Raw genomic sequence first — 17,884 nt, 5'->3', positions numbered from 1 at the left:
TTTTCAAAGGATTGCACATGAGCACCACAGACTCCACCCAGCAGCGCATCGCCGAGATCGTCAAATCCAGTGATGTCGTCCTTTTCATGAAGGGCACCGCCCAGTTTCCCATGTGTGGTTTTTCAGGCCGCGCCATCCAGGTACTCAAGGCATGCGGCGTGAACAAACCCGCCACCTTCAACGTGCTGGAAGACGAAGAAATCCGCCACGGCATCAAAGAATTCAGCAATTGGCCGACGATTCCCCAGCTGTACGTGAAGGGCGAGTTCATCGGCGGCTCGGACATCATGATGGAGATGTACCAAAGCGGCGAGCTCCAGCAGGTGCTGGGTACCACCGCAGCCTAAAGCCGGCGGGTGCACAGCGCCAGCGGCTTCCTTCAGCCGCGGCACTGAAACATCAGCGCGTGTAGCCCGAGCAGGCGCCCGCGTCCACACCGCCCTTGCATTCGCGCTTGAGCCGGGCGCGACGTTGTGCTGGCGTCTCTTCGGATCCGCGGATGAATTTGACGTTTCCGCCGGTACTCGGCGCATCAGATTTGGCCGCTGTTTTTGTGGATTTCGATTTTGACTTGGCAGACTTGCCTGCGTCCTGCGCCGGCTGATTCTGCGCCATGGCATTCCCACCCAGCAAAACGGCAGCGGCCAGCAGGGCCAGTGCCGGCCCCGTGAAGAACTTTCTGTTCATTTTTTCTCTCCCTTTCACCCTCTCACATACGCTGCAGGGCTTTGCCGCTGCAGCGCTCCCATCTTGCCGAAAACGCGGGTGACACCGCTTTCCCGGCAAGCCAATTTTCTCATTGCAGTTTGGGGTCCCCAAACGTTTCGTCGTCCGGCGGCGCATCCGCCGGTAAACGAAAACCTTCACTGGCCCAGGCGCCCAGATCGATGTTCTTGCAGCGCTCGCTGCAAAACGGTCGAAATGGGTTGCTGGACGCGTAAACGCTTTCTCCGCCGCAACCGGGGCATACCACCTGTTTCACAGGGACAGACGGGAAATCTTTTTTCATGGCGGGCATGGCTTCAGGCAGTTCTGAATGAATCAACCAGGAAGGATGCGGGTCAGGAACAGAGTGTCAGCTCAAACGCCGAATCCTCAGTACTGGCATGCAGGCGGTCATCGCTTTCATGGCGCATGAGGCGGACTGAGACAATCAGGCGGTTGCCGCTGATTTCCGGAATCAGGCCCATAGAAGGATCAATCCGCAGGCGCAGCAATTGAAACGTGCGCCCTTGGGGGAGCGTCTGCTGGTACTGGCCAGCCGGGGCGATCACTTTTTGCGGAGCCCCGGAGTCGCGCAGCAGTGTCAGCAGTACCCGTATGGACTCGGCCAGGGGTACCAGCGGCGTGATCCAGCGCTGAAGGTCTTGCTGGCGAACTCCGGCATCCAGGTGCTGCCATGCATAGTAGGCTGGCAGGTCAAACTCACAAGTCCCGCCTGGAATTCCGACGCGGCTGCGAATGCTCATCAGCCAGTCATTTTCCGTCAGGGAATGGCCGGCTTTTCCTGGCAGACCGTTCAGGGCGGAGAAACACCCCTCAAGCTGGCCGGTGACCTCATCCAGAACGGCTTCGGAAATCGCCGGGTTACCGCGGTAACCGTTGAGGACATGTTTTTGCTTTTCGAGATCCTTGAGCACGTCCGTTTTCAGGTCTGCCCGGGCGCCCACATCCATGATTTCAAAAATGGTCGTAATGGCGTAGTGGTGATCTGTCGGACTTTGGCGCTCCACAAGTTCACCAAGACGGCGAAACAGGTGCTCCAGTCGCAAATACGTACGTATGCGTTCGTTAAATGGATACTCGTAAAGGATCACAGCGCTAGATTTCGTCGGCTTTAAATGAGGAGGTTTGTTTGCGCATCATAGCCCGAAGCGCGCGGCAAGCTGGCGCACCTGGGCGTCCAGGGCCTCAAGGGACAAGCCATCGTTATAAATGCTGACGTCTGCTGCTGACAGGCGCTGTTCGCGGCTTGCCTGACTGGCAAGGACTTTCTCCACCGCCTCCCGGGGCCAGCCGTTTCGGGTCATTACACGGCTGAGCTGGGAGGCTTCGCTGCAATCCACCACCAATACCTGGTCCAGCTGCTGGCGCCAGCGTCCGGACTCCACCAGCAAGGGAACGTCAAAAATCACACAAACACTGCCAGCCTGGACGGCTTGGTCATATTGGCGCAAGGTCTCCTGGCTAACCAAGGGATGGATGATGGCCTCCAGCCGCCGCCTGGCAGACGGATCGGAAAAGGCCAGTTGTCGCATCCGATCCCGGTCCATCGCTCCATCTGCTGCAACGAAGTCGCCGCCGAACTGGATGGCAATCTCTTTCATTGCAATCCCGCCGGGAGCCGTCGCCGACCGGGAAATAGCATCGGCATCCACCAGCGTCGCGCCGCACGCAAGAAGAGTACGCGCGACCGTGCTTTTTCCACTGCCTATGCCGCCGGTGAGACCAATGCGCAAGGCTGCAGGACGCATGGCGTCACAAGCCGATAAACCGCAAAATGGACTGGGGCCCGGAGATCATGGCCGTAAAACCCGCACCGGCGAGGAACGGGCCGAAAGGCACGTAGCCCCCTTCGCGCAATCCACTGGAGAACTTCATCGCAATGCCAATAATCGCACCAATGACAGATGCCATCAGGATCATGGGGACCAGCGCAGGCCAGCCGAACCAGGCGCCCAGCGCAGCGAAAAGCTTGAAATCCCCGTAACCCATGCCCTCTTTGCCAGTCACCAGCTTGAAGGCCCAGTACACCAGCCAGAGAGAAAGATAACCGGCCACCGCGCCCCACAACGCGGTCGGCAGATTGACCAAAGGGTTCCATTGCAAGGCTGCGACGATCAGGCCAGCCCAAAGCAGAGGCAAGGTGATGTCGTCAGGTAACAGGGTTGTGTCCCAATCGATCAAGGCCAGCGTCAGAAGTGCCGCGGAAAACCCGCACCAAGCCAGCGCCGTCAGCGACCAACCCCAACGCCATACACAGAAAAAGAACAGGGCACCTGTTGCCGCTTCCACTATGGGATATCGCAGGCCGTAGGGTGTGCCACATACCGAACACTTGCCCCTCAGGAACACGTAACTCAATACCGGCACATTTTCATACCAGCGGATCACATGGCCGCAGTTGGAACAACGCGAGCGGGGCACCAGCAGATTGAATTTCTCAGACGGCTCTGCCGAACTTCCCGCCATTTCGGCACACTCCTGTGCCCACTGCCGCTCCATCATCTTGGGCAAACGATAGATCACGACATTGAGGAAACTGCCGATTAACAACCCCAAAATGCCGGCCAGCGGCGCATCAAACGCCGGGCCCAACCCCGTTCCCATCAAACGACTTGACCCAGCTTAAAGATGGGCAGGTACATGGAAACGACGATTCCACCGATGAGCGTACCCAAAAACACAATGATGATGGGTTCCATAAGACTCGAAAGGCCAGCCACCATTTCATCGACCTCTGCCTCATAAAAATCGGCAGCTTTACCAAGCATGTGATCGACCGAACCAGATTCCTCGCCAATGGCGCACATCTGCAACACCATGGTCGGGAACAGGTTCGCATTGCCCATGGCGGCAGTCAGGCTGGTGCCCGTGGAGACCTCCTGCTGGATCCTCTCGGTGGCATCGGCATAAAGAGAGTTGCCGGATGCACCGCCCACAGAATCCAACGCCTCAACAAGCGGCACGCCGGCCGCGAACATGGTGGACAAGGTACGAGTCCAGCGGGCAATGCACGACTTTTCGATCAGAGCGCCAAAGACAGGTACCTTAAGCAATAGCCTGTCCATGAAGCGTTGCATCTTTTCATTGCGCCTCCAGGCCTGGAAGAAAAAGTAAAGGCCGCCACCGATGCCTCCGAAAATCAGCCACCAATAAGCTACAAAAAACTCGCTTACGGCGATAACAAACAGAGTGGGTGCGGGCAAATCTGCACCAAAGGAAGTGAACACTTCCTTGAACGCGGGAATCACAAAAATCATAATCACCGCGACCACCACAAAGGCCACAATCACTACTGAGATGGGATACATCAGGGCCGACTTGATTTTCGATTTGATGGCTTCGGTTTTCTCCATGTAGACCGCAAGACGGTCCAGGAGAGATTCCAGAATACCCGCAGCTTCACCGGCTTCCACCAGATTGCAGTACAAGGCGTTGAAATACAAGGGGTATTTCCGAAAGGCCGCACTCAGGGAGGTACCAGTTTCCACGTCAGTGCGTACATCATTGAGCAGCTTGGTAACACTGGCATTCGCATTTCCGCGCCCGACAATATCGAATGACTGCAAAAGCGGGACACCCGCCTTCATCATGGTTGCAAGCTGGCGGGTGAAGATGGCGATGTCCCTCGGCTTGATTGATTTGCCGGAGCGCATGCTGCGCTTTTTAATCTTGGTGGGCAAAATGCCTTGGCGGCGCAGGGATGCCTTGACTTGATTTTCCCCCGCTGCCCGGGTTTCACCCCGAACCTGCTTGCCGCCTCGGTCCTTGCCCTCCCACTCAAAAACAAATTCCTTGACGCCTTTGATAGATGCAGCAGTTGCCATGATGGTTTCTCGTTTTATCGATGGCCCAAGCCACCCTTCACTACAGACGCCGATTGATCAGCGCTTACGTAAATAAGTTAAACATTCGTGCAGCCCAAAACCTCTTCCAGGGAAGTCATTCCAAGTTTAACTTTCTGCAATCCAGACTGGCGCAGGCTTCTAACTCCCTCAAGTTCAGCCTGCGCAGCGATTTCAAGCGCACTTCCGTCGCGCAGGACGATACGCTGTATTTCTTCGGAAATTGGCATCACTTGATAAATACCGACACGGCCCTTGTAACCATTTGTGCACATGGAACAACCGACAGGCCTATAAGGCGACCATGAGCCGTCAACATCATCTTCCTTGAACCCAGCATCCAACAGCGTCTCGCGGGGAATATCCGCAGGGGCCTTGCAGTTGGGACAAAGCCGACGCGCCAGGCGTTGGGCAGTGATCAGAATAACGCTTGAAGCAATATTAAAGGGGGCGATCCCCATGTTGCGCATACGCGTCAACGTGGTCGGTGCGTCGTTGGTGTGTAGCGTAGACATCACCATGTGGCCGGTCTGCGCGGCCTTGATCGCAATGTCCGCCGTCTCAATATCGCGAATCTCACCAACCATGATGATGTCCGGGTCCTGCCGCAAAAAGGCCTTGAGCGCAACAGAAAAAGTCATGCCGGCCTTGTCGTTCATGCTCACCTGGTTGACTCCGGGCAGTGTGATTTCGGCGGGGTCTTCGGCGGTGGCGATGTTGACACCCGGTTTATTCAGGATATTCAGGCAGGTATACAGCGACACGGTTTTACCGGAACCCGTCGGGCCAGTCACCAGCACCATGCCATAGGGCCGCTGAATGGCGGCCAACAAACGCTCTTTCTCGATCGCCTCGTATCCCAACGCGTCAATACCCAGCTTGGCACTGCTCGGATCCAGGATACGGATCACGATTTTTTCACCATACATGGTCGGCAACGTGCTCACCCGAAAGTCAATAACGCGATCAGGACCGATCTTGAGCTTCATCTTGCCGTCTTGCGGCACACGCTTTTCTGAAATATCGAGCTTGGAGATGACCTTGATGCGCGCGGCGAGCTTTTCCTTGATGGCTACGGGCGGCGATGCGATTTCACGCAATTCACCGTCAACACGGAAACGGACCCTGTAGGTGTGCTCAAACGGCTCGAAATGAAGGTCGGAGGCGCGCATGCTGAACGCATCGAGCAGCATCTTCTGAAGAAACTTGACGACCGGCGCATCTTCGACTTCAGAGACACCGGCCTCGTCCTCGACCACACCAGAATCCGCGCTGGTCTCATCAAACTCAAAGTCATCTCCGATGATGCTTTCCATCGCTTCGGAAGCGCTGGTATTGGACGTTTCTGACAACTTGGACAGCTTGTCGTATTCGGCAATAACCCAGTCGACCCCCATCTGGGTGGAAAACTTGATTTTCTCGGCCGCTTCCTGGTCGGAAGGATCTGCCGTCGCAACAATCAGCCGGTTGTTGCGTTTGCTCAGCACAACGATACGGTACGTTGCACAGATCTTGGTATCCAGCAGCCCTTTGGGCAAACGCTGTATATCTATGGCATCCAGATCAAGCAAGGGGGCCGCAAAAGCGGTTGACATGGTATGAGCCAGGTCAGATGCGGAAACCGCCCCGGAACCAGTCAGTTCAGCAATGAAGCTGGTACGCCCCGTCTGGGCTTTCCGAAAAATGTCTTCCGCAGCCTTTTGGCCCAGCTTCCCCGCAATCACCAGGGCCCGGCCCAGACCCGGCAATGCCATCGATGGCGGTTGGTTGATAGCAGTGTCGACAGCGGCCATGGGTTCTCTGAATGGGCTTAAATGGGTATCATCGCCTATAGATTACAAGGTGTAAATCGAAAACGCGCCAGAGGCCCGTCGGGCGTTGGAAGTATGCGAACAAACGCACATATGACTAAAGACTGGGACCATTCCTGGTCGGGGTGAGAGGATTCGAACCTCCGGCCTCTACGTCCCGAACGTAGCGCTCTACCAGGCTAAGCTACACCCCGATCCCCAGCTGTCAGAAACGCCTCTCAAGCAATTGGGAAGCCAGCTGCATCAGGGCATTACTGTAAATGTTTTGGGGCAGGGCCTGCAAGGCATCCAGTGCGCGCTGCGCCTCCACCGCCGCAGCATCCCGCGTGGCCTGTAGCGCACCTGTCTGCTGCACGATCCCGATAATCTGCGCCATCTGGTCCGTGCCGCCGGTCTCAATTGCCTGCCGGATGGTCGTACGCTCGGCTTCGGTGCCTCGCTGCATGGCAATGATCAGGGGAAGTGTCGCCTTGCCCTCGCGCAAATCGTCCCCCAGATTCTTCCCCATCTCAGAGACGTCCCCGTCATAGTCCAGAACATCGTCGATCACCTGGAATGCCGTGCCAAGCGCCTGGCCGTAATCCGCGCAGCTTTGCTCAACGGCTGGCGGCGACTGGGCCAGCAACGCCGCCAGGCGGGCGCTGGCCTCAAATAGCTTGGCCGTCTTGGATCGGATCACCCTGAGATATCCATCTTCCGACAACTCGGCATCATGCATGTTCATGAGCTGCAGAACCTCGCCTTCCGCAATCACATTGGTAGCTTCGGCAAGCGTTTGCATGACGCGCATGTCGCCAGCCTCCACCATCATCTGGAATGCCCGGGAATACAGGAAATCTCCCACCAACACACTGGCGGGATTGCCGAACGCTTCGTTAGCGGTCTTGCGGCCACGCCGCAGCGTTGACTCATCCACGACATCGTCATGCAGCAAGGTTGCCGTGTGGATGAATTCGACGACGGCGGCGAGGTTGTAACGCTGGTCCTCCCGGTATCCCAGCGCGCCGCACATCAGCAGCAGCAGGGCTGGACGAAGCCGCTTGCCCCCAGCTGCCACGATGTATCGCGAAACCTGGCTGACCAGCGGCACTTCAGACTTCAGGCGGCGCTCAATGACTGCGTCCATTCCACGCATGTCGTCGGCAATCAAGGCTAAGGCTGCGGCGGTACTTGAGGAATTGGCTGACAAAAGGCGATCCAGACGTTAAGTTTGGGCAGATTATAGGAAGCCCCCTTATTCCACGAGGTCACGAGGTTCCACGAGGTCACGAGGTTCCACGAGGCGCGTGCCCCTCCCTGCCACCCGCCCAAAGCCCCCGAAACGCCCTTCTGGCCAATATGAGTCTTCCATGCTAGAATATTGGGCTCTGCGGAAATCCGTCTGCAGAACTCAATAAAGAGGTCTTACATGTACGCGGTCATAAAAACCGGTGGCAAACAATACAAGGTTGCTACTGGAGAAAAAATTAAAGTAGAACAGATTGCTGCGGACGTAGGCCAAGAGATCGTTATTGACCAGGTATTGGCTGTCGGCACCGGCAGCACAATCACGGTTGGTACGCCCTTGGTGTCCGGCGCCACTGTTACAGTCACTGTCCTTTCCCAGGGTAGGCACGACAAGGTTCGCATTTTCAAAATGCGCCGTCGCAAGCACTACCAAAAGCGTCAGGGCCACCGGCAAAACTACACGGAACTGCAAATCGGCGCCATCGCCGGTTAAACAGGGACGTACCAGGAGTAACGAAAAATGGCACAGAAAAAAGGCGGCGGCTCTACGCGAAACGGGCGTGATTCACAGCCCAAAATGCTCGGCGTCAAGAAATTTGGCGGTGAAGTCATCAACGCAGGCAGCATCATTGTGCGCCAGCGCGGCACCAAGTTCCATCCAGGCGTCAATGTCGGCATCGGCAAAGACCACACCCTGTTTGCACTGGTTGACGGCTCGGTCTCGTTTTCCGTCAAGGGCGCGCTGAACAAGCACACCGTGGACGTGACCCCGGCGTAAGCTGATCACTTCGACTGAAACGAAGCCCCGACCTGTCGGGGCTTTTTTATTTGTAAACTTGATCTCCAGCTCCTGACATCCTGTTTTTAACCGCAGCACTCCATCATGAAATTTGTTGACGAAGCCTTTATTGACATTGCCGCAGGCGATGGCGGGAGTGGCTGCGTCTCCTTCAGCCATGAGAAATACAAGGAATTCGGCGGCCCCAACGGTGGCGACGGCGGGCGCGGTGGCCATGTGTATGCGGTGGCCGACATCAACCTGAACACCCTGGTGGATTTCCGGTTCTCGCGCCGCCACGAGGCCCGTAACGGCCAGCACGGCATGGGGTCGGACATGTTCGGCGCTAAGGGTGACGACATCATTCTCAAGATGCCAGTAGGAACCATCCTGACGGACGCCGAGACCGGCGAGGTCCTCTTTGAGCTGCTGGTCCCTGGAGAGCAAGTCCTGATTGCCAAGGGCGGCGATGGCGGCTTCGGCAACCTGCGCTTCAAAAGCTCGACCAACCGCGCGCCGCGCAGCAAGACACCCGGCTGGCCCGGCGAGCGCAAGAGCCTCAAGCTCGAACTCAAGGTGCTGGCCGACGTCGGTTTGCTGGGCATGCCCAATGCCGGCAAGTCCACCTTCATTTCGGCGGTTTCAAACGCGCGTCCGCGCATCGCAGACTATCCTTTCACCACCCTTCACCCCAACCTCGGTGTTGTGCGCGTAGGCCCGGAGCAAAGCTTCGTAGTCGCGGATTTACCGGGATTGATCGAGGGCGCCTCGGAAGGGGCCGGCCTGGGCCATCTTTTCCTGCGGCACCTGCAGCGCACCCGGTTGCTGTTGCATATTGTCGACATGGCACCTTTTGACGAAGGCGTGGACCCTGTGGCGCAGGCCAAGGCCATCGTGGGCGAGCTTAAAAAATACGACGAGGCGCTGTACGACAAGCCGCGCTGGCTGGTCCTCAACAAGCTCGACATGGTGGACAAGGACAAACGTGCCGCGCTGGTGAAGGATTTCGTCAAGCGTTTCAAGTTCAAGGGCCCGGTGTTCGAAATCTCGGCCCTGACGCGCGAAGGCTGCGAGCAGCTGGTCAAGACCATTTACCAGCACGTCAAGCAGGTCCAGAAAAGCGAACAACCCGCCGAAGAGGTGGATCCCCGCTTTGCCGAGCTGCCGCCCGAGCTTCCAGAGCCGCCTTCTTCCCGGTGATTCTTGTGCGGACGCCATGCGGCGTCTGCTATATAAACGATAGCTGCTTGCGCCCATCCTGCTTGGGCTAGAGCCCTGAAATATACTTAAATGCAAGAAAAAACCGGCTCCCCGATCCTGCGCAACGCCAAACGCATCGTGGTGAAGGTTGGCTCCAGCCTGGTCACCAATGAGGGGCGCGGGCTGGATTCGGCGGCGATCGGCCTATGGTGCGAGCAGCTGGCAGCCCTGGTGAAGGACGGCCGCGAGGTCATCATGGTCAGCAGCGGTGCCATCGCCGAAGGCATGAAGCGGCTGAACTGGACGATTCGCCCCAAAGCCATCCACGAATTGCAGGCCGCCGCCGCAGTAGGCCAGATGGGGCTGGTGCAGGTCTATGAGACCAAGCTGCGCGAAAACGGCATCGGCAGCGCACAGGTCTTGCTGACGCACGCCGACCTGGCAGACCGCGAACGCTACCTCAACGCGCGCTCCACCCTGCTCGCTTTGCTGCAACTCGGCGTAGTACCCGTCATCAACGAAAACGACACCGTCGTCAATGACGAGATCAAATTTGGCGACAACGACACCCTGGGCGCATTGGTCGCCAACCTGGTGGAGGCTGATGCGCTCGTCATCCTGACCGACCAGCGGGGCCTTTACACTGCCGATCCCCGCAAGGACCCGTCGGCGCAGTTTGTCCATGAAGCCAAGGCCGGTGACCCAGCGCTGGAGACCATGGCGGGAGGCGCGGGGTCCAGCATCGGCAAGGGCGGCATGATCACCAAGATCCTGGCGGCCAAACGCGCCGCGGGGTCCGGCGCCTCCACCGTGATTGCCTGGGGCCGGGAACCGCAGGCGCTCATCCGGTTGACGCAGGGGGAACCCATTGGCACCTTGCTGGTGGCGCAAACCCTGAAAATGCAGGCGCGCAAGCAATGGATGGCTGATCATCTGCAAATGCGGGGCTCGGTCACTGTGGACGCAGGCGCTGTGGGCAAGGTTCGTGATGAGGGAAAAAGCCTGCTGCCTATCGGCATGACGGCTGTTCAGGGGGATTTCTCGCGCGGCGACGTCATCGCCATCTGGAGCCCCGAGGGCGCGGAAATCGCGCGCGGCCTGGCCAACTATTCAAGCGCCGAAGCCAGGCTGATCTGCCGCAAGGCATCCTCGGAGTTTGAGAAGCTGCTGGGATACACCGGCGAACCGGAAATGGTTCACCGCACCAATCTGGTATTGACCCGCTAGCTGTATCAGCGCCCGGCTTCGGCACACGCCCGAAAGCCGTCCTGTCCGTTTGGCCCTGTTTAGTCCCTGATCCTGAAATTCGGGTTCTTCAGGCGTGACACCAGCAGGCCCACCGTTTGCACAGGAGCTGCGCCGTCGCAAGCACCCGCCCTGGCCAAGCGCAAAGGGTGCTTGGACGGCATGTTGCCGAACACCGACTTCCATTCCGGGTTACTGACATTGGTCCATTTGCCGTCCGCCGAATAGCGGGCGTAGGTCTTGAATTCGCCGGTGCTGCAGCGTATCCCCTCGTACATCACATTGCGTGCGCCGCTGGCATTCGCAGCCACCACCACGTAGCGCACAACGCTGTCTTTGTCCGAAATGCTGACGGTCGCGGGATCCACACCGTACACCAGTTGGGAATTGGGCGACACCTCGAAGGTCACCAGCTTCGTAAGGTCGAATGCGGGCGGCGGCGGCGTCTCGATTTCCTTCCAGTCGGCAGGGTCCTCCATGGCGTACGTCTGGGCCCAGGCCGGAGTCGAGGCGTTGAGCGCCATCAGGAACAGCGAGGCCAGAAAGGCCGATTTGAATTTCATGATTTTCTGGTGGTCGGATCCGCGCCGAGGCTGGTTTGCGGATCAGGTTCAAAGGTAGCGCCGGGCGGCAATTCAAAAGACGCACCTGGCCTTACCTGGGCGTGAAAAGACTCCCCGGCGGAAGGAAAACCGCCTTCGCCGCCCTGCCCCGCATGGTCGCGTGGGTGGTGCAAACCGCCGCGCAGGTAACGGTTCCGGTGGTCGGGACGCTGCTCGAAGCGGGTATCCACACGCGGAACGAAACGCGACAACTCCGTCAGGGCCATCTCGTAAACGCCTCGCTTGAATTCAACCACCACATCCAGCGGCACCCAATAGTCGTTCCAGCGCCAGGCATCAAACTCCGGATGGTCTGTTGCGCGCAGGTTCAAATCCCAGTCGTGACCGACCAGTTGAAGGAGAAACCAGATTTGTTTCTGGCCTTTGTAATGTCCGCGCGCATCGCGGCGGATGAACCGGTCAGGCACCTCATAGCGCAACCAGTCTCGGGTTCGGGCCAGCACATTCACATGCTGCGGCAACAGCCCCACTTCTTCATGCAACTCGCGGTACATGGCCTGCTCGGGATTTTCGCCCCGGTCAATGCCACCCTGCGGAAATTGCCACGAGTGGGTACGGATACGTTTGCCCCAAAATACCTGACTTCTCTGGTTGAGCAAGATGATGCCGACGTTGGGCCTAAAGCCGTCCCGGTCAAGCATAATCAAACCTCAAATTTTTTAAACTGAGTCCATTATGCACAGCGGAGGCCCCAGCGCCAAGCGCACGGCGGGCTTCAGCACCCTTCCCGCCCCTCCTCTGCCCTTCTTCTTTCCCTTTTCCAACCCCGGAATCCCCGAAAACCGCCCATGAAAGCCTCCCAGTTCTTTATTTCCACCCTCAAGGAAGCGCCTGCCGACGCCGAAGTCGTGAGCCACCAGCTCATGATGCGGGCCGGCATGATCAAGAAACTGGGCGCCGGCGTGTACAACTACATGCCCATGGGGCTGCGCGTGATCCGCAAGGTCGAGGCCATCGTGCGCGAGGAAATGAACCGCGCCGGAGCCATTGAAATGACCATGCCGGTCGTCCAGCCGGCCGAGCTCTGGCAGGAAACCGGCCGCTTTGAAAAAATGGGGCCCGAACTGCTGCGCATCAAGGACCGGCACGGCCGCGACTTTGTCGTCCAGCCGACCAGCGAGGAAGTCGTCACCGACGTAATGCGCCAGGACATCAAGAGCTACAAACAGCTGCCAAAAAACCTGTACCAGATCCAGACCAAGTTCCGCGACGAGCGCCGCCCGCGCTTCGGCCTGATGCGCGGGCGCGAGTTCATCATGAAGGACGCCTACAGCTTTGACCGCGACCAGGCCAGCGCCAAGGCGAGCTACCAGGTCATGGCCGCGGCCTACCGCAAGATCTTTGACCGCTTCGGCCTGACCTACCGCGCTGTCGCGGCAGACAGCGGCGCCATTGGCGGCGACCTCAGCGAAGAGTTCCAGGTGATCGCCGCGACTGGCGAGGACGCCATCGTCTATTGCCCAGGCAGCGACTACGCAGCCAACATGGAAAAAGCCGAGGCGCTTGCGCCCCAGGGGGCACGCAAGCCGGCGTCGCAGGCCATGGCCAAGACGCCAACGCCCGGCAAAGCCACCTGCGCCGATGTGGCCGGGCTGCTGGGAATCCCACTCGCTTCCACAGTCAAGTCGCTGGTGCTCGCTACAGATTTAGATGATGAGTTTGGCGTTCAATCCCAAATATGGCTGCTCCTGTTACGCGGTGACCACGACATGAACGAGATTAAGGTTGGCAAAGTGCCCGGTCTCTCAGGTTTCCGTTTCGCTACGTTGCCTGAGATTGAACAAAATTTCGGTTGCCGGCCTGGATATCTCGGCCCTATCGGCAAGCCTCAAGAATTGATACATCAGGCCATGCCAACGGATGACTCTGTTGTTGCAAACCCTGTTCCCCAGCCGCGAGTTCGTCTTGTTGTGGACCGCGAAGTTGCGGCGATGAGTGACTGGGTATGCGGGGCAAACGAAGACGGCTTTCACCTCACCGGCGTCAACTGGGGCCGCGACCTGCCCGAGCCTGAACTGGTGGCCGACATCCGCAACGTGGTCGCCGGGGACCCTTCGCCCGACGGCAAGGGCGCACTGGTGATTGAGCGCGGCATCGAGGTCGGCCATGTGTTCTACCTCGGCACCAAATACAGCCAGGCCATGAACGCCACCTTCCTCGGCGAAAACGGCAAGCCGCAATTCCTGGAAATGGGTTGCTATGGCATCGGCATCACACGGCTGCCAGCTGCCGCTATCGAACAGAACCACGACGAGCGCGGCATCATCTGGCCCGACGCGATTGCGCCATTCACTGTGGTGCTGTGCCCCATCAGCCCCGACCGTTTTCCCGAAGTCGAGGCGGCGGCCAACAAGCTCTATGCCGAGCTGCTGACGGCCGGCGTGGACGTCATCCTGGACGACCGCGGTGAGCGCCCCGGCGCCATGTTTGCCGACTGGGAACTGATTGGCGTGCCGCACCGCGTCACCATCGGCGACCGCGGGCTGAAGGATGGCCAGCTCGAATACCAGCACCGCCGCGATGCGGCATCCAGCAAGATCGACGCTGCTGGCGCCTTCGATTTCCTCAAGGGAAAGCTGGCGCTTCAGCCACGCTGATCGTGTTGCCCGCTTTGACATCGGCATGGCTTTCGCAGATACCGTGAATGTGCCCGCATCCGGCCCGGCTTCCCTTGCAAGAGCCGGGTTGATTTCAAGAAGAAAATGCGTGCTGTCCTTGCCAATACTGGGCAGCCAGCTATTGATTTCGGAGCAAGCCAGCGCCGGCGCGCAGATTGAGGAGCCCTTGATTGACTCCGTCCGCACCGCACTGAGTTCGGCCATTGCCAACCAGGCGCCGCCCATTCCGGAGTTCAAGGACACCGAAAGCCGCCTCGCCTACCTGCGCTGGCTGGGTGCGATGAGCGAGCGGCTGAAGAAAAAGAAACCGGAATGGCAGATTCGCAAGGAATTCCTGCAGACGGTTTGGTACGAAAGCCGGCGTGCCGGGCTGGACGTCACACTGGTGCTGGGCCTGATCCAGGTCGAGAGCAACTTCCGCAAGTTCGCCGTGAGCAGCGTCGGCGCGCGCGGTTACATGCAGGTCATGCCCTTCTGGACGCGCGTGATTGGCGACGGCGACCCTTCCAAACTTTTTCACATGCAGACCAACCTGCGCTTTGGCTGCGTGATCCTGCGCCACTACCTGGACCGGGAACGCGGCGACCTCTTCATGGGCCTGGGCCGTTACAACGGCTCGCGGGGCAAGTCGCCCTACCCGAATGCCGTGATGGGGGCCAGCAAAGCCTGGGAGTATTAGGTACACCCCCGTTCAAGCTCACTGCGTGTAGCCTGCTCCCCCTTGCAGGGGGCGGCGCCTGCGGACTGGCAAAGCCAGATCCACGGCCCCTGCTGGTAAAGCAGTTCACCGCTATTAAATTCATAGCTGCTTGCGCTCACCAGTATTGGGTTATGGGCATTATTCATGGGGAAAAAGAGGCTCAAAACCCTTTTTGGGCGCCAAAATGGCCGCAAAACCCGTCGTCTCGGCTGAAAAACAACGTCAAAATCCGATTTCAGGCATCAAATAGCGCCTCAGCCCAATAGAGACGTGCGCAAGCAGCTATTGAATTGATAGCACCTTACTCTACCAGCAGGGGCCGCAGGTCCGGCTTTGCCGGCCTGGAGGCGCCGCCCCCTGCAAGGGGGGAGCAGGCTACACGAAGTGAGCCTGAACGGGGGTGTTCTATTTTTCTGCGGCAAACCAGTCCAGCACGGGCACCGTGCCCGGCAACACCGGCTGCACCGTCACCGGCAGGTTTTGCCAGGCAAACGACTGGCCCTCGTGCATGTGGAGTTCGCCCGTCCAGTCGAAGACCTTGCAGAAGTTGAGGCGCACCAGGGCATGGGGGTAGTCGACCATCTCGACTTTCCAGGGTTGGGCGGCGCCTATGGTGACGCCAATTTCTTCCTGCAGTTCGCGGCGCAGGGCCTGTTCAACGGTTTCGCCGGCCTCGAGCTTGCCGCCGGGAAATTCCCAATAACCTTCGTACACCTTGCCGGGTGGGCGTGAGGTCAGCAGGAAATCGCCGTCCGGCCGGATCAGCACACCGACAGCCACGTCGACCACCTTGCGGTCGGAACCGCCCTCGCGCGGGCGCTCGCCGTCGGCGACCAGCACGCTCATGTCGAATGGTCGGGCGCGTGGTCACCGTCGGGCGACGCAGCAGCGGCCGCGGCACCCGGCCGCTCATACGCCGCGATGGGCGCCGCCGCCACGGGCCGGCTGGCGCTGTCGCGGCCGGCGTAGTCGCGGGCGAACTGGTATGCCACGCGGCCGCTGCGCGAGCCGCGCTCCAGCGCCCAGACCAGGGAAGCGGGTTTCGCGGCCGCAATCGCATCGGGGCCCACGCCAAAAGACGACAGCCACTGCGCGACGATGGTCAGGTATTCGTCTTGCGTGAAAGGATAAAAGCTGACCCAGAGGCCGAATCGCTCGGACAATGAAATCTTTTCCTCGACCACCTCGCCGGGGTGCACCTCACCGTCGTCACCGTGGGTGTAAGTGAGGTTTTCCGTCATGTACTCAGGCAGCAGGTGGCGCCGGTTGCTGGTCGCGTAGATCAGCACGTTGGGCGTAGCCGCTGCCACGGAACCATCCAGGATGGACTTGAGCGCCTTGTAGCCGGGCTCACCTTCTTCAAAACTCAGGTCGTCGCAAAAGACGATGAATTTTTCGGGCAGCCCGGACACCACATCGACGATGTCCGGCAGGTCGGTCAGGTCGGCCTTGTCGACCTCGATCAGCCGCAGGCCGCGCGCCGAATATTCATTGAGGCAGGCCTTGATCAGGGAAGACTTGCCGGTGCCGCGCGCGCCGGTCAGCAGCACGTTGTTGGCGGGCTTGCCGCTGACAAACTGCTCGGTGTTGCGCCTGATTTTTTTCTTCTGGTCCTCGATTTCCTTGAGGTCGCCCAGGCTCATGTTGCCGATGTGGCGCACCGGCTCCAGCGAGCCGTGGCCGGAGCTGCGCTTGCGGTAACGGTAGGCAATCGAAGCACTCCAGTCGGGTGCGGTGAGCGGCTGCGGCAGCACGGATTCAATCCGCGCCATCAGGGACTCGACGCGGGTGATCAGGCGTTCAAACTGCTCGTTCATGCGGAGTGCTGATTAACTGCGGTAATCCGCGTTGATCTTGACGTAATCGTAGGAGAGATCGCAGGTCCACACGGTGTCGGCTGCATCGCCCCGGCCCAGCGCCACGCGTACGGTGATCTCGCTCTGCTTCATCACACGCTGGCCGTCGGCTTCAACGTAGCCGGGATGTCGGCCGCCGTTTTTGGCGACCAGCACGTCGTCCAGGTACAGGTCAATTTTCGTCTGGTCCAGGTCGTCAATACCGGCATAACCGACGGCTGCGAGGATCCGGCCGAGGTTGGGGTCGCTGGCGAAGAAGGCGGTTTTCACCAGCGGCGAATGCGCAATGGCGTAGGCCACTTTGCGGCACTCTTCGCCCGTCTTGCCGCCTTCGACCCGGATAGTCATGAACTTGGTCGCGCCTTCGCCGTCGCGCACGATGGCTTGGGCCAGCTTTTTGGCAATGTCCATCATGGCAGCGCGCAGGACCTTGCCTTCTGCGCTGTCCAGCGAAGTGATGGGCGGGTGTTTCGCCTTGTTGGTGGCCATCACGACGAAAGAATCGTTGGTCGAGGTATCGCCATCGACCGTCACACGGTTGAAGGAACCCTCAGCCAGTTCTGTGGCCAATTGCGCCATGAGCGGCTGGGCAACGCAGGCATCCGTTGCCATGAAACCGAGCATGGTGGCCATATTGGGGCGGATCATGCCGGCGCCCTTGCTGATGCCGGTGATGGTGACGTCGGCGCCTGCAATTTTTACGCGCGCGGAGAACGCCTTGGCGACGGTATCCGTCGTCATGATGGCTTCAGCGGCATTCCCCCAGTTGTCGGCTTTGGCAGCTTCCAGTGCGGCTGGCAGGCCCGCTGCGATGCGGTCGTTAGGCAACGGCTCCATGATGACACCGGTGGAAAACGGCAGGACCTGTTCAGGCGCAAGATCCAGCAGCCGGGCCAGCGCAATGCAACTGGCGTGCGCGCGGCTCAGGCCATCGTCACCGGTGCCGGCATTGGCATTGCCGGTGTTGATGAGCATGGCACGTATGCCCGCTGTCTTGCCGTCATTTTTAGCCAGGTGCTCACGGCAGATCTGGACCGGTGCTGCGCAGAAACGGTTTTGCGTGAAGACGGCGCCTACCGAAGCGCCTTCGTCCAGCAACAACACGGACAGGTCCTTGCGATTGGCCTTGCGGATGCCCGCTTCCGTGATGCCCCAGCGTACGCCAGGAACAGGGTAAAGGTCTGCAGCGGGGGTGGCAACCAGATTGACGGGCATGTTCCAGGACTCCGGAAAATCAGGGTTAAGTCGGCAGTGTCAG

General features: G+C 59.3%; 20 protein-coding genes and 1 tRNA gene. 7 read left to right on the top strand and 14 right to left on the bottom strand.

Features of this window, described 5'->3' with window-relative positions; all coding sequences use genetic code 11:
- Positions 1-17: 17 nt before the first annotated feature.
- Entirely contained in the window at positions 18-347 is a 330-nt protein-coding gene (gene grxD / locus ACQ4MS_RS13915; RefSeq protein WP_431095214.1) for a Grx4 family monothiol glutaredoxin, read from the top strand.
- 52 nt (positions 348-399) lie between these two features.
- Here the strand turns inward: grxD and ACQ4MS_RS13910 are convergent, their stop codons facing one another.
- The 9 genes from ACQ4MS_RS13910 to ACQ4MS_RS13870 form a co-directional block, all read right to left on the bottom strand.
- Positions 400-687 carry a hypothetical protein gene (locus ACQ4MS_RS13910; RefSeq protein ID WP_431095213.1) on the bottom strand — a complete coding sequence of 96 codons (288 nt, stop codon included), beginning with the start codon at positions 685-687 and terminating at the stop codon, positions 400-402.
- Positions 688-796: 109 nt separating this feature from the next.
- Complete coding sequence (locus ACQ4MS_RS13905; RefSeq protein WP_431095212.1) at positions 797-1,018, bottom strand: DNA gyrase inhibitor YacG; 222 nt, start codon at positions 1,016-1,018, stop codon at positions 797-799.
- Positions 1,019-1,061: 43 nt separating this feature from the next.
- On the bottom strand, positions 1,062-1,817 hold the full coding sequence (gene zapD, locus ACQ4MS_RS13900) for a cell division protein ZapD (RefSeq protein WP_431095211.1): 756 nt from the start codon (positions 1,815-1,817) through the stop codon (positions 1,062-1,064).
- 45 nt (positions 1,818-1,862) lie between these two features.
- Positions 1,863-2,474 (bottom strand): dephospho-CoA kinase, encoded by a 612-nt coding sequence (coaE, locus tag ACQ4MS_RS13895; RefSeq protein WP_431095210.1) that lies wholly within the window; start codon positions 2,472-2,474, stop codon positions 1,863-1,865.
- A gap of 4 nt (positions 2,475-2,478) precedes the next feature.
- Positions 2,479-3,330, bottom strand: coding sequence for a prepilin peptidase (locus ACQ4MS_RS13890; RefSeq protein ID WP_431095208.1), 852 nt, complete (start codon positions 3,328-3,330; stop codon positions 2,479-2,481).
- Positions 3,330-4,550: a type II secretion system F family protein gene (locus ACQ4MS_RS13885; RefSeq protein WP_431095206.1), complete on the bottom strand. Its 1,221-nt coding sequence runs from the start codon at positions 4,548-4,550 to the stop codon at positions 3,330-3,332. The genes ACQ4MS_RS13890 and ACQ4MS_RS13885 overlap by 1 nt, the downstream gene beginning before the upstream one ends.
- A gap of 77 nt (positions 4,551-4,627) precedes the next feature.
- Positions 4,628-6,361, bottom strand: a complete 1,734-nt coding sequence (gene pilB / locus ACQ4MS_RS13880) for a type IV-A pilus assembly ATPase PilB (RefSeq protein WP_431095205.1) — start codon at positions 6,359-6,361, stop codon at positions 4,628-4,630.
- Positions 6,362-6,496: 135 nt separating this feature from the next.
- Positions 6,497-6,573: transfer RNA gene (locus tag ACQ4MS_RS13875), tRNA-Pro, on the bottom strand.
- Between the two features lie 11 nt (positions 6,574-6,584).
- Entirely contained in the window at positions 6,585-7,568 is a 984-nt protein-coding gene (locus tag ACQ4MS_RS13870) for a polyprenyl synthetase family protein (protein ID WP_431095204.1), read from the bottom strand.
- Positions 7,569-7,787: 219 nt separating this feature from the next.
- Between ACQ4MS_RS13870 and rplU the strand changes: the two genes are divergently transcribed.
- The 4 genes from rplU (at position 7,788) to proB (ending at position 10,811) form a co-directional block, all read left to right on the top strand.
- On the top strand, positions 7,788-8,099 hold the full coding sequence (gene rplU / locus ACQ4MS_RS13865) for a 50S ribosomal protein L21 (RefSeq protein WP_122955355.1): 312 nt from the start codon (positions 7,788-7,790) through the stop codon (positions 8,097-8,099).
- A gap of 27 nt (positions 8,100-8,126) precedes the next feature.
- Positions 8,127-8,384: a 50S ribosomal protein L27 gene (gene rpmA / locus ACQ4MS_RS13860; protein ID WP_007868030.1), complete on the top strand. Its 258-nt coding sequence runs from the start codon at positions 8,127-8,129 to the stop codon at positions 8,382-8,384.
- Between the two features lie 105 nt (positions 8,385-8,489).
- The gene (gene cgtA / locus ACQ4MS_RS13855) at positions 8,490-9,584 is read left to right on the top strand and encodes an Obg family GTPase CgtA (protein WP_431095203.1); all 1,095 of its coding nucleotides are present in this window, start codon (positions 8,490-8,492) and stop codon (positions 9,582-9,584) included.
- A gap of 90 nt (positions 9,585-9,674) precedes the next feature.
- Positions 9,675-10,811 carry a glutamate 5-kinase gene (gene proB / locus ACQ4MS_RS13850; protein WP_431095202.1) on the top strand — a complete coding sequence of 379 codons (1,137 nt, stop codon included), beginning with the start codon at positions 9,675-9,677 and terminating at the stop codon, positions 10,809-10,811.
- 59 nt (positions 10,812-10,870) lie between these two features.
- Here the strand turns inward: proB and ACQ4MS_RS13845 are convergent, their stop codons facing one another.
- Both ACQ4MS_RS13845 and ACQ4MS_RS13840 read right to left on the bottom strand, forming a co-directional pair.
- Positions 10,871-11,392, bottom strand: a complete 522-nt coding sequence (locus ACQ4MS_RS13845; protein WP_431095201.1) for a CNP1-like family protein — start codon at positions 11,390-11,392, stop codon at positions 10,871-10,873.
- A complete protein-coding gene (locus tag ACQ4MS_RS13840) occupies positions 11,389-12,093 on the bottom strand; it encodes an RNA pyrophosphohydrolase (protein ID WP_431095200.1) in 705 nt (234 codons plus the stop codon). Before ACQ4MS_RS13840 ends, ACQ4MS_RS13845 begins: the two co-directional genes overlap by 4 nt.
- A 147-nt stretch (positions 12,094-12,240) precedes the next feature.
- Between ACQ4MS_RS13840 and ACQ4MS_RS13835 the strand changes: the two genes are divergently transcribed.
- Both ACQ4MS_RS13835 and ACQ4MS_RS13830 read left to right on the top strand, forming a co-directional pair.
- Positions 12,241-14,049, top strand: coding sequence for a proline--tRNA ligase (locus ACQ4MS_RS13835; protein WP_431095199.1), 1,809 nt, complete (start codon positions 12,241-12,243; stop codon positions 14,047-14,049).
- Between the two features lie 25 nt (positions 14,050-14,074).
- Complete coding sequence (locus ACQ4MS_RS13830) at positions 14,075-14,749, top strand: lytic transglycosylase domain-containing protein (RefSeq protein ID WP_431095198.1); 675 nt, start codon at positions 14,075-14,077, stop codon at positions 14,747-14,749.
- A 426-nt stretch (positions 14,750-15,175) separates the two neighbouring features.
- Here the strand turns inward: ACQ4MS_RS13830 and ACQ4MS_RS13825 are convergent, their stop codons facing one another.
- From ACQ4MS_RS13825 to argJ, 3 genes are read right to left on the bottom strand one after another with little or no spacing between them, the layout of a single operon-like run.
- Positions 15,176-15,616 (bottom strand): NUDIX domain-containing protein, encoded by a 441-nt coding sequence (locus ACQ4MS_RS13825; RefSeq protein WP_431095197.1) that lies wholly within the window; start codon positions 15,614-15,616, stop codon positions 15,176-15,178.
- On the bottom strand, positions 15,613-16,587 hold the full coding sequence (locus ACQ4MS_RS13820) for an ATP-binding protein (protein ID WP_431095196.1): 975 nt from the start codon (positions 16,585-16,587) through the stop codon (positions 15,613-15,615). The genes ACQ4MS_RS13825 and ACQ4MS_RS13820 overlap by 4 nt, the downstream gene beginning before the upstream one ends.
- Before the next feature lie 12 nt (positions 16,588-16,599).
- Positions 16,600-17,841 carry a bifunctional glutamate N-acetyltransferase/amino-acid acetyltransferase ArgJ gene (argJ, locus tag ACQ4MS_RS13815; protein ID WP_431095195.1) on the bottom strand — a complete coding sequence of 414 codons (1,242 nt, stop codon included), beginning with the start codon at positions 17,839-17,841 and terminating at the stop codon, positions 16,600-16,602.
- Between the last annotated feature and the right edge of the window lie 43 nt (positions 17,842-17,884).

It is taken from the genome of Polaromonas aquatica, assembly GCF_050626995.1.
In the GTDB taxonomy this organism is placed as follows: Bacteria; Pseudomonadota; Gammaproteobacteria; order Burkholderiales; family Burkholderiaceae_C; genus Polaromonas; species Polaromonas aquatica_A.
Note: the sequence above shows the minus strand (reverse complement) of the source record. Positions and strands in the feature narration are given on the sequence as shown.

What these genes read in the sequence shown, in the direction of transcription:
- grxD (WP_431095214.1), top strand. Translation starts at nt 18, where the DNA reads ATGAGCACCACAGACTCCACCCAGCAGCGCATCGCCGAGATCGTCAAA.
- ACQ4MS_RS13910 (WP_431095213.1), bottom strand. Translation starts at nt 687, where the DNA reads ATGAACAGAAAGTTCTTCACGGGGCCGGCACTGGCCCTGCTGGCCGCT.
- ACQ4MS_RS13905 (WP_431095212.1), bottom strand. Translation starts at nt 1,018, where the DNA reads ATGCCCGCCATGAAAAAAGATTTCCCGTCTGTCCCTGTGAAACAGGTG.
- coaE (WP_431095210.1), bottom strand. Translation starts at nt 2,474, where the DNA reads ATGCGTCCTGCAGCCTTGCGCATTGGTCTCACCGGCGGCATAGGCAGT.
- ACQ4MS_RS13890 (WP_431095208.1), bottom strand. Translation starts at nt 3,330, where the DNA reads ATGGGAACGGGGTTGGGCCCGGCGTTTGATGCGCCGCTGGCCGGCATT.
- ACQ4MS_RS13885 (WP_431095206.1), bottom strand. Translation starts at nt 4,550, where the DNA reads ATGGCAACTGCTGCATCTATCAAAGGCGTCAAGGAATTTGTTTTTGAG.
- pilB (WP_431095205.1), bottom strand. Translation starts at nt 6,361, where the DNA reads ATGGCCGCTGTCGACACTGCTATCAACCAACCGCCATCGATGGCATTG.
- rplU (WP_122955355.1), top strand. Translation starts at nt 7,788, where the DNA reads ATGTACGCGGTCATAAAAACCGGTGGCAAACAATACAAGGTTGCTACT.
- rpmA (WP_007868030.1), top strand. Translation starts at nt 8,127, where the DNA reads ATGGCACAGAAAAAAGGCGGCGGCTCTACGCGAAACGGGCGTGATTCA.
- cgtA (WP_431095203.1), top strand. Translation starts at nt 8,490, where the DNA reads ATGAAATTTGTTGACGAAGCCTTTATTGACATTGCCGCAGGCGATGGC.
- proB (WP_431095202.1), top strand. Translation starts at nt 9,675, where the DNA reads ATGCAAGAAAAAACCGGCTCCCCGATCCTGCGCAACGCCAAACGCATC.
- ACQ4MS_RS13845 (WP_431095201.1), bottom strand. Translation starts at nt 11,392, where the DNA reads ATGAAATTCAAATCGGCCTTTCTGGCCTCGCTGTTCCTGATGGCGCTC.
- ACQ4MS_RS13840 (WP_431095200.1), bottom strand. Translation starts at nt 12,093, where the DNA reads ATGCTTGACCGGGACGGCTTTAGGCCCAACGTCGGCATCATCTTGCTC.
- ACQ4MS_RS13835 (WP_431095199.1), top strand. Translation starts at nt 12,241, where the DNA reads ATGAAAGCCTCCCAGTTCTTTATTTCCACCCTCAAGGAAGCGCCTGCC.
- ACQ4MS_RS13830 (WP_431095198.1), top strand. Translation starts at nt 14,075, where the DNA reads ATGGCTTTCGCAGATACCGTGAATGTGCCCGCATCCGGCCCGGCTTCC.
- ACQ4MS_RS13825 (WP_431095197.1), bottom strand. Translation starts at nt 15,616, where the DNA reads ATGAGCGTGCTGGTCGCCGACGGCGAGCGCCCGCGCGAGGGCGGTTCC.
- ACQ4MS_RS13820 (WP_431095196.1), bottom strand. Translation starts at nt 16,587, where the DNA reads ATGAACGAGCAGTTTGAACGCCTGATCACCCGCGTCGAGTCCCTGATG.
- argJ (WP_431095195.1), bottom strand. Translation starts at nt 17,841, where the DNA reads ATGCCCGTCAATCTGGTTGCCACCCCCGCTGCAGACCTTTACCCTGTT.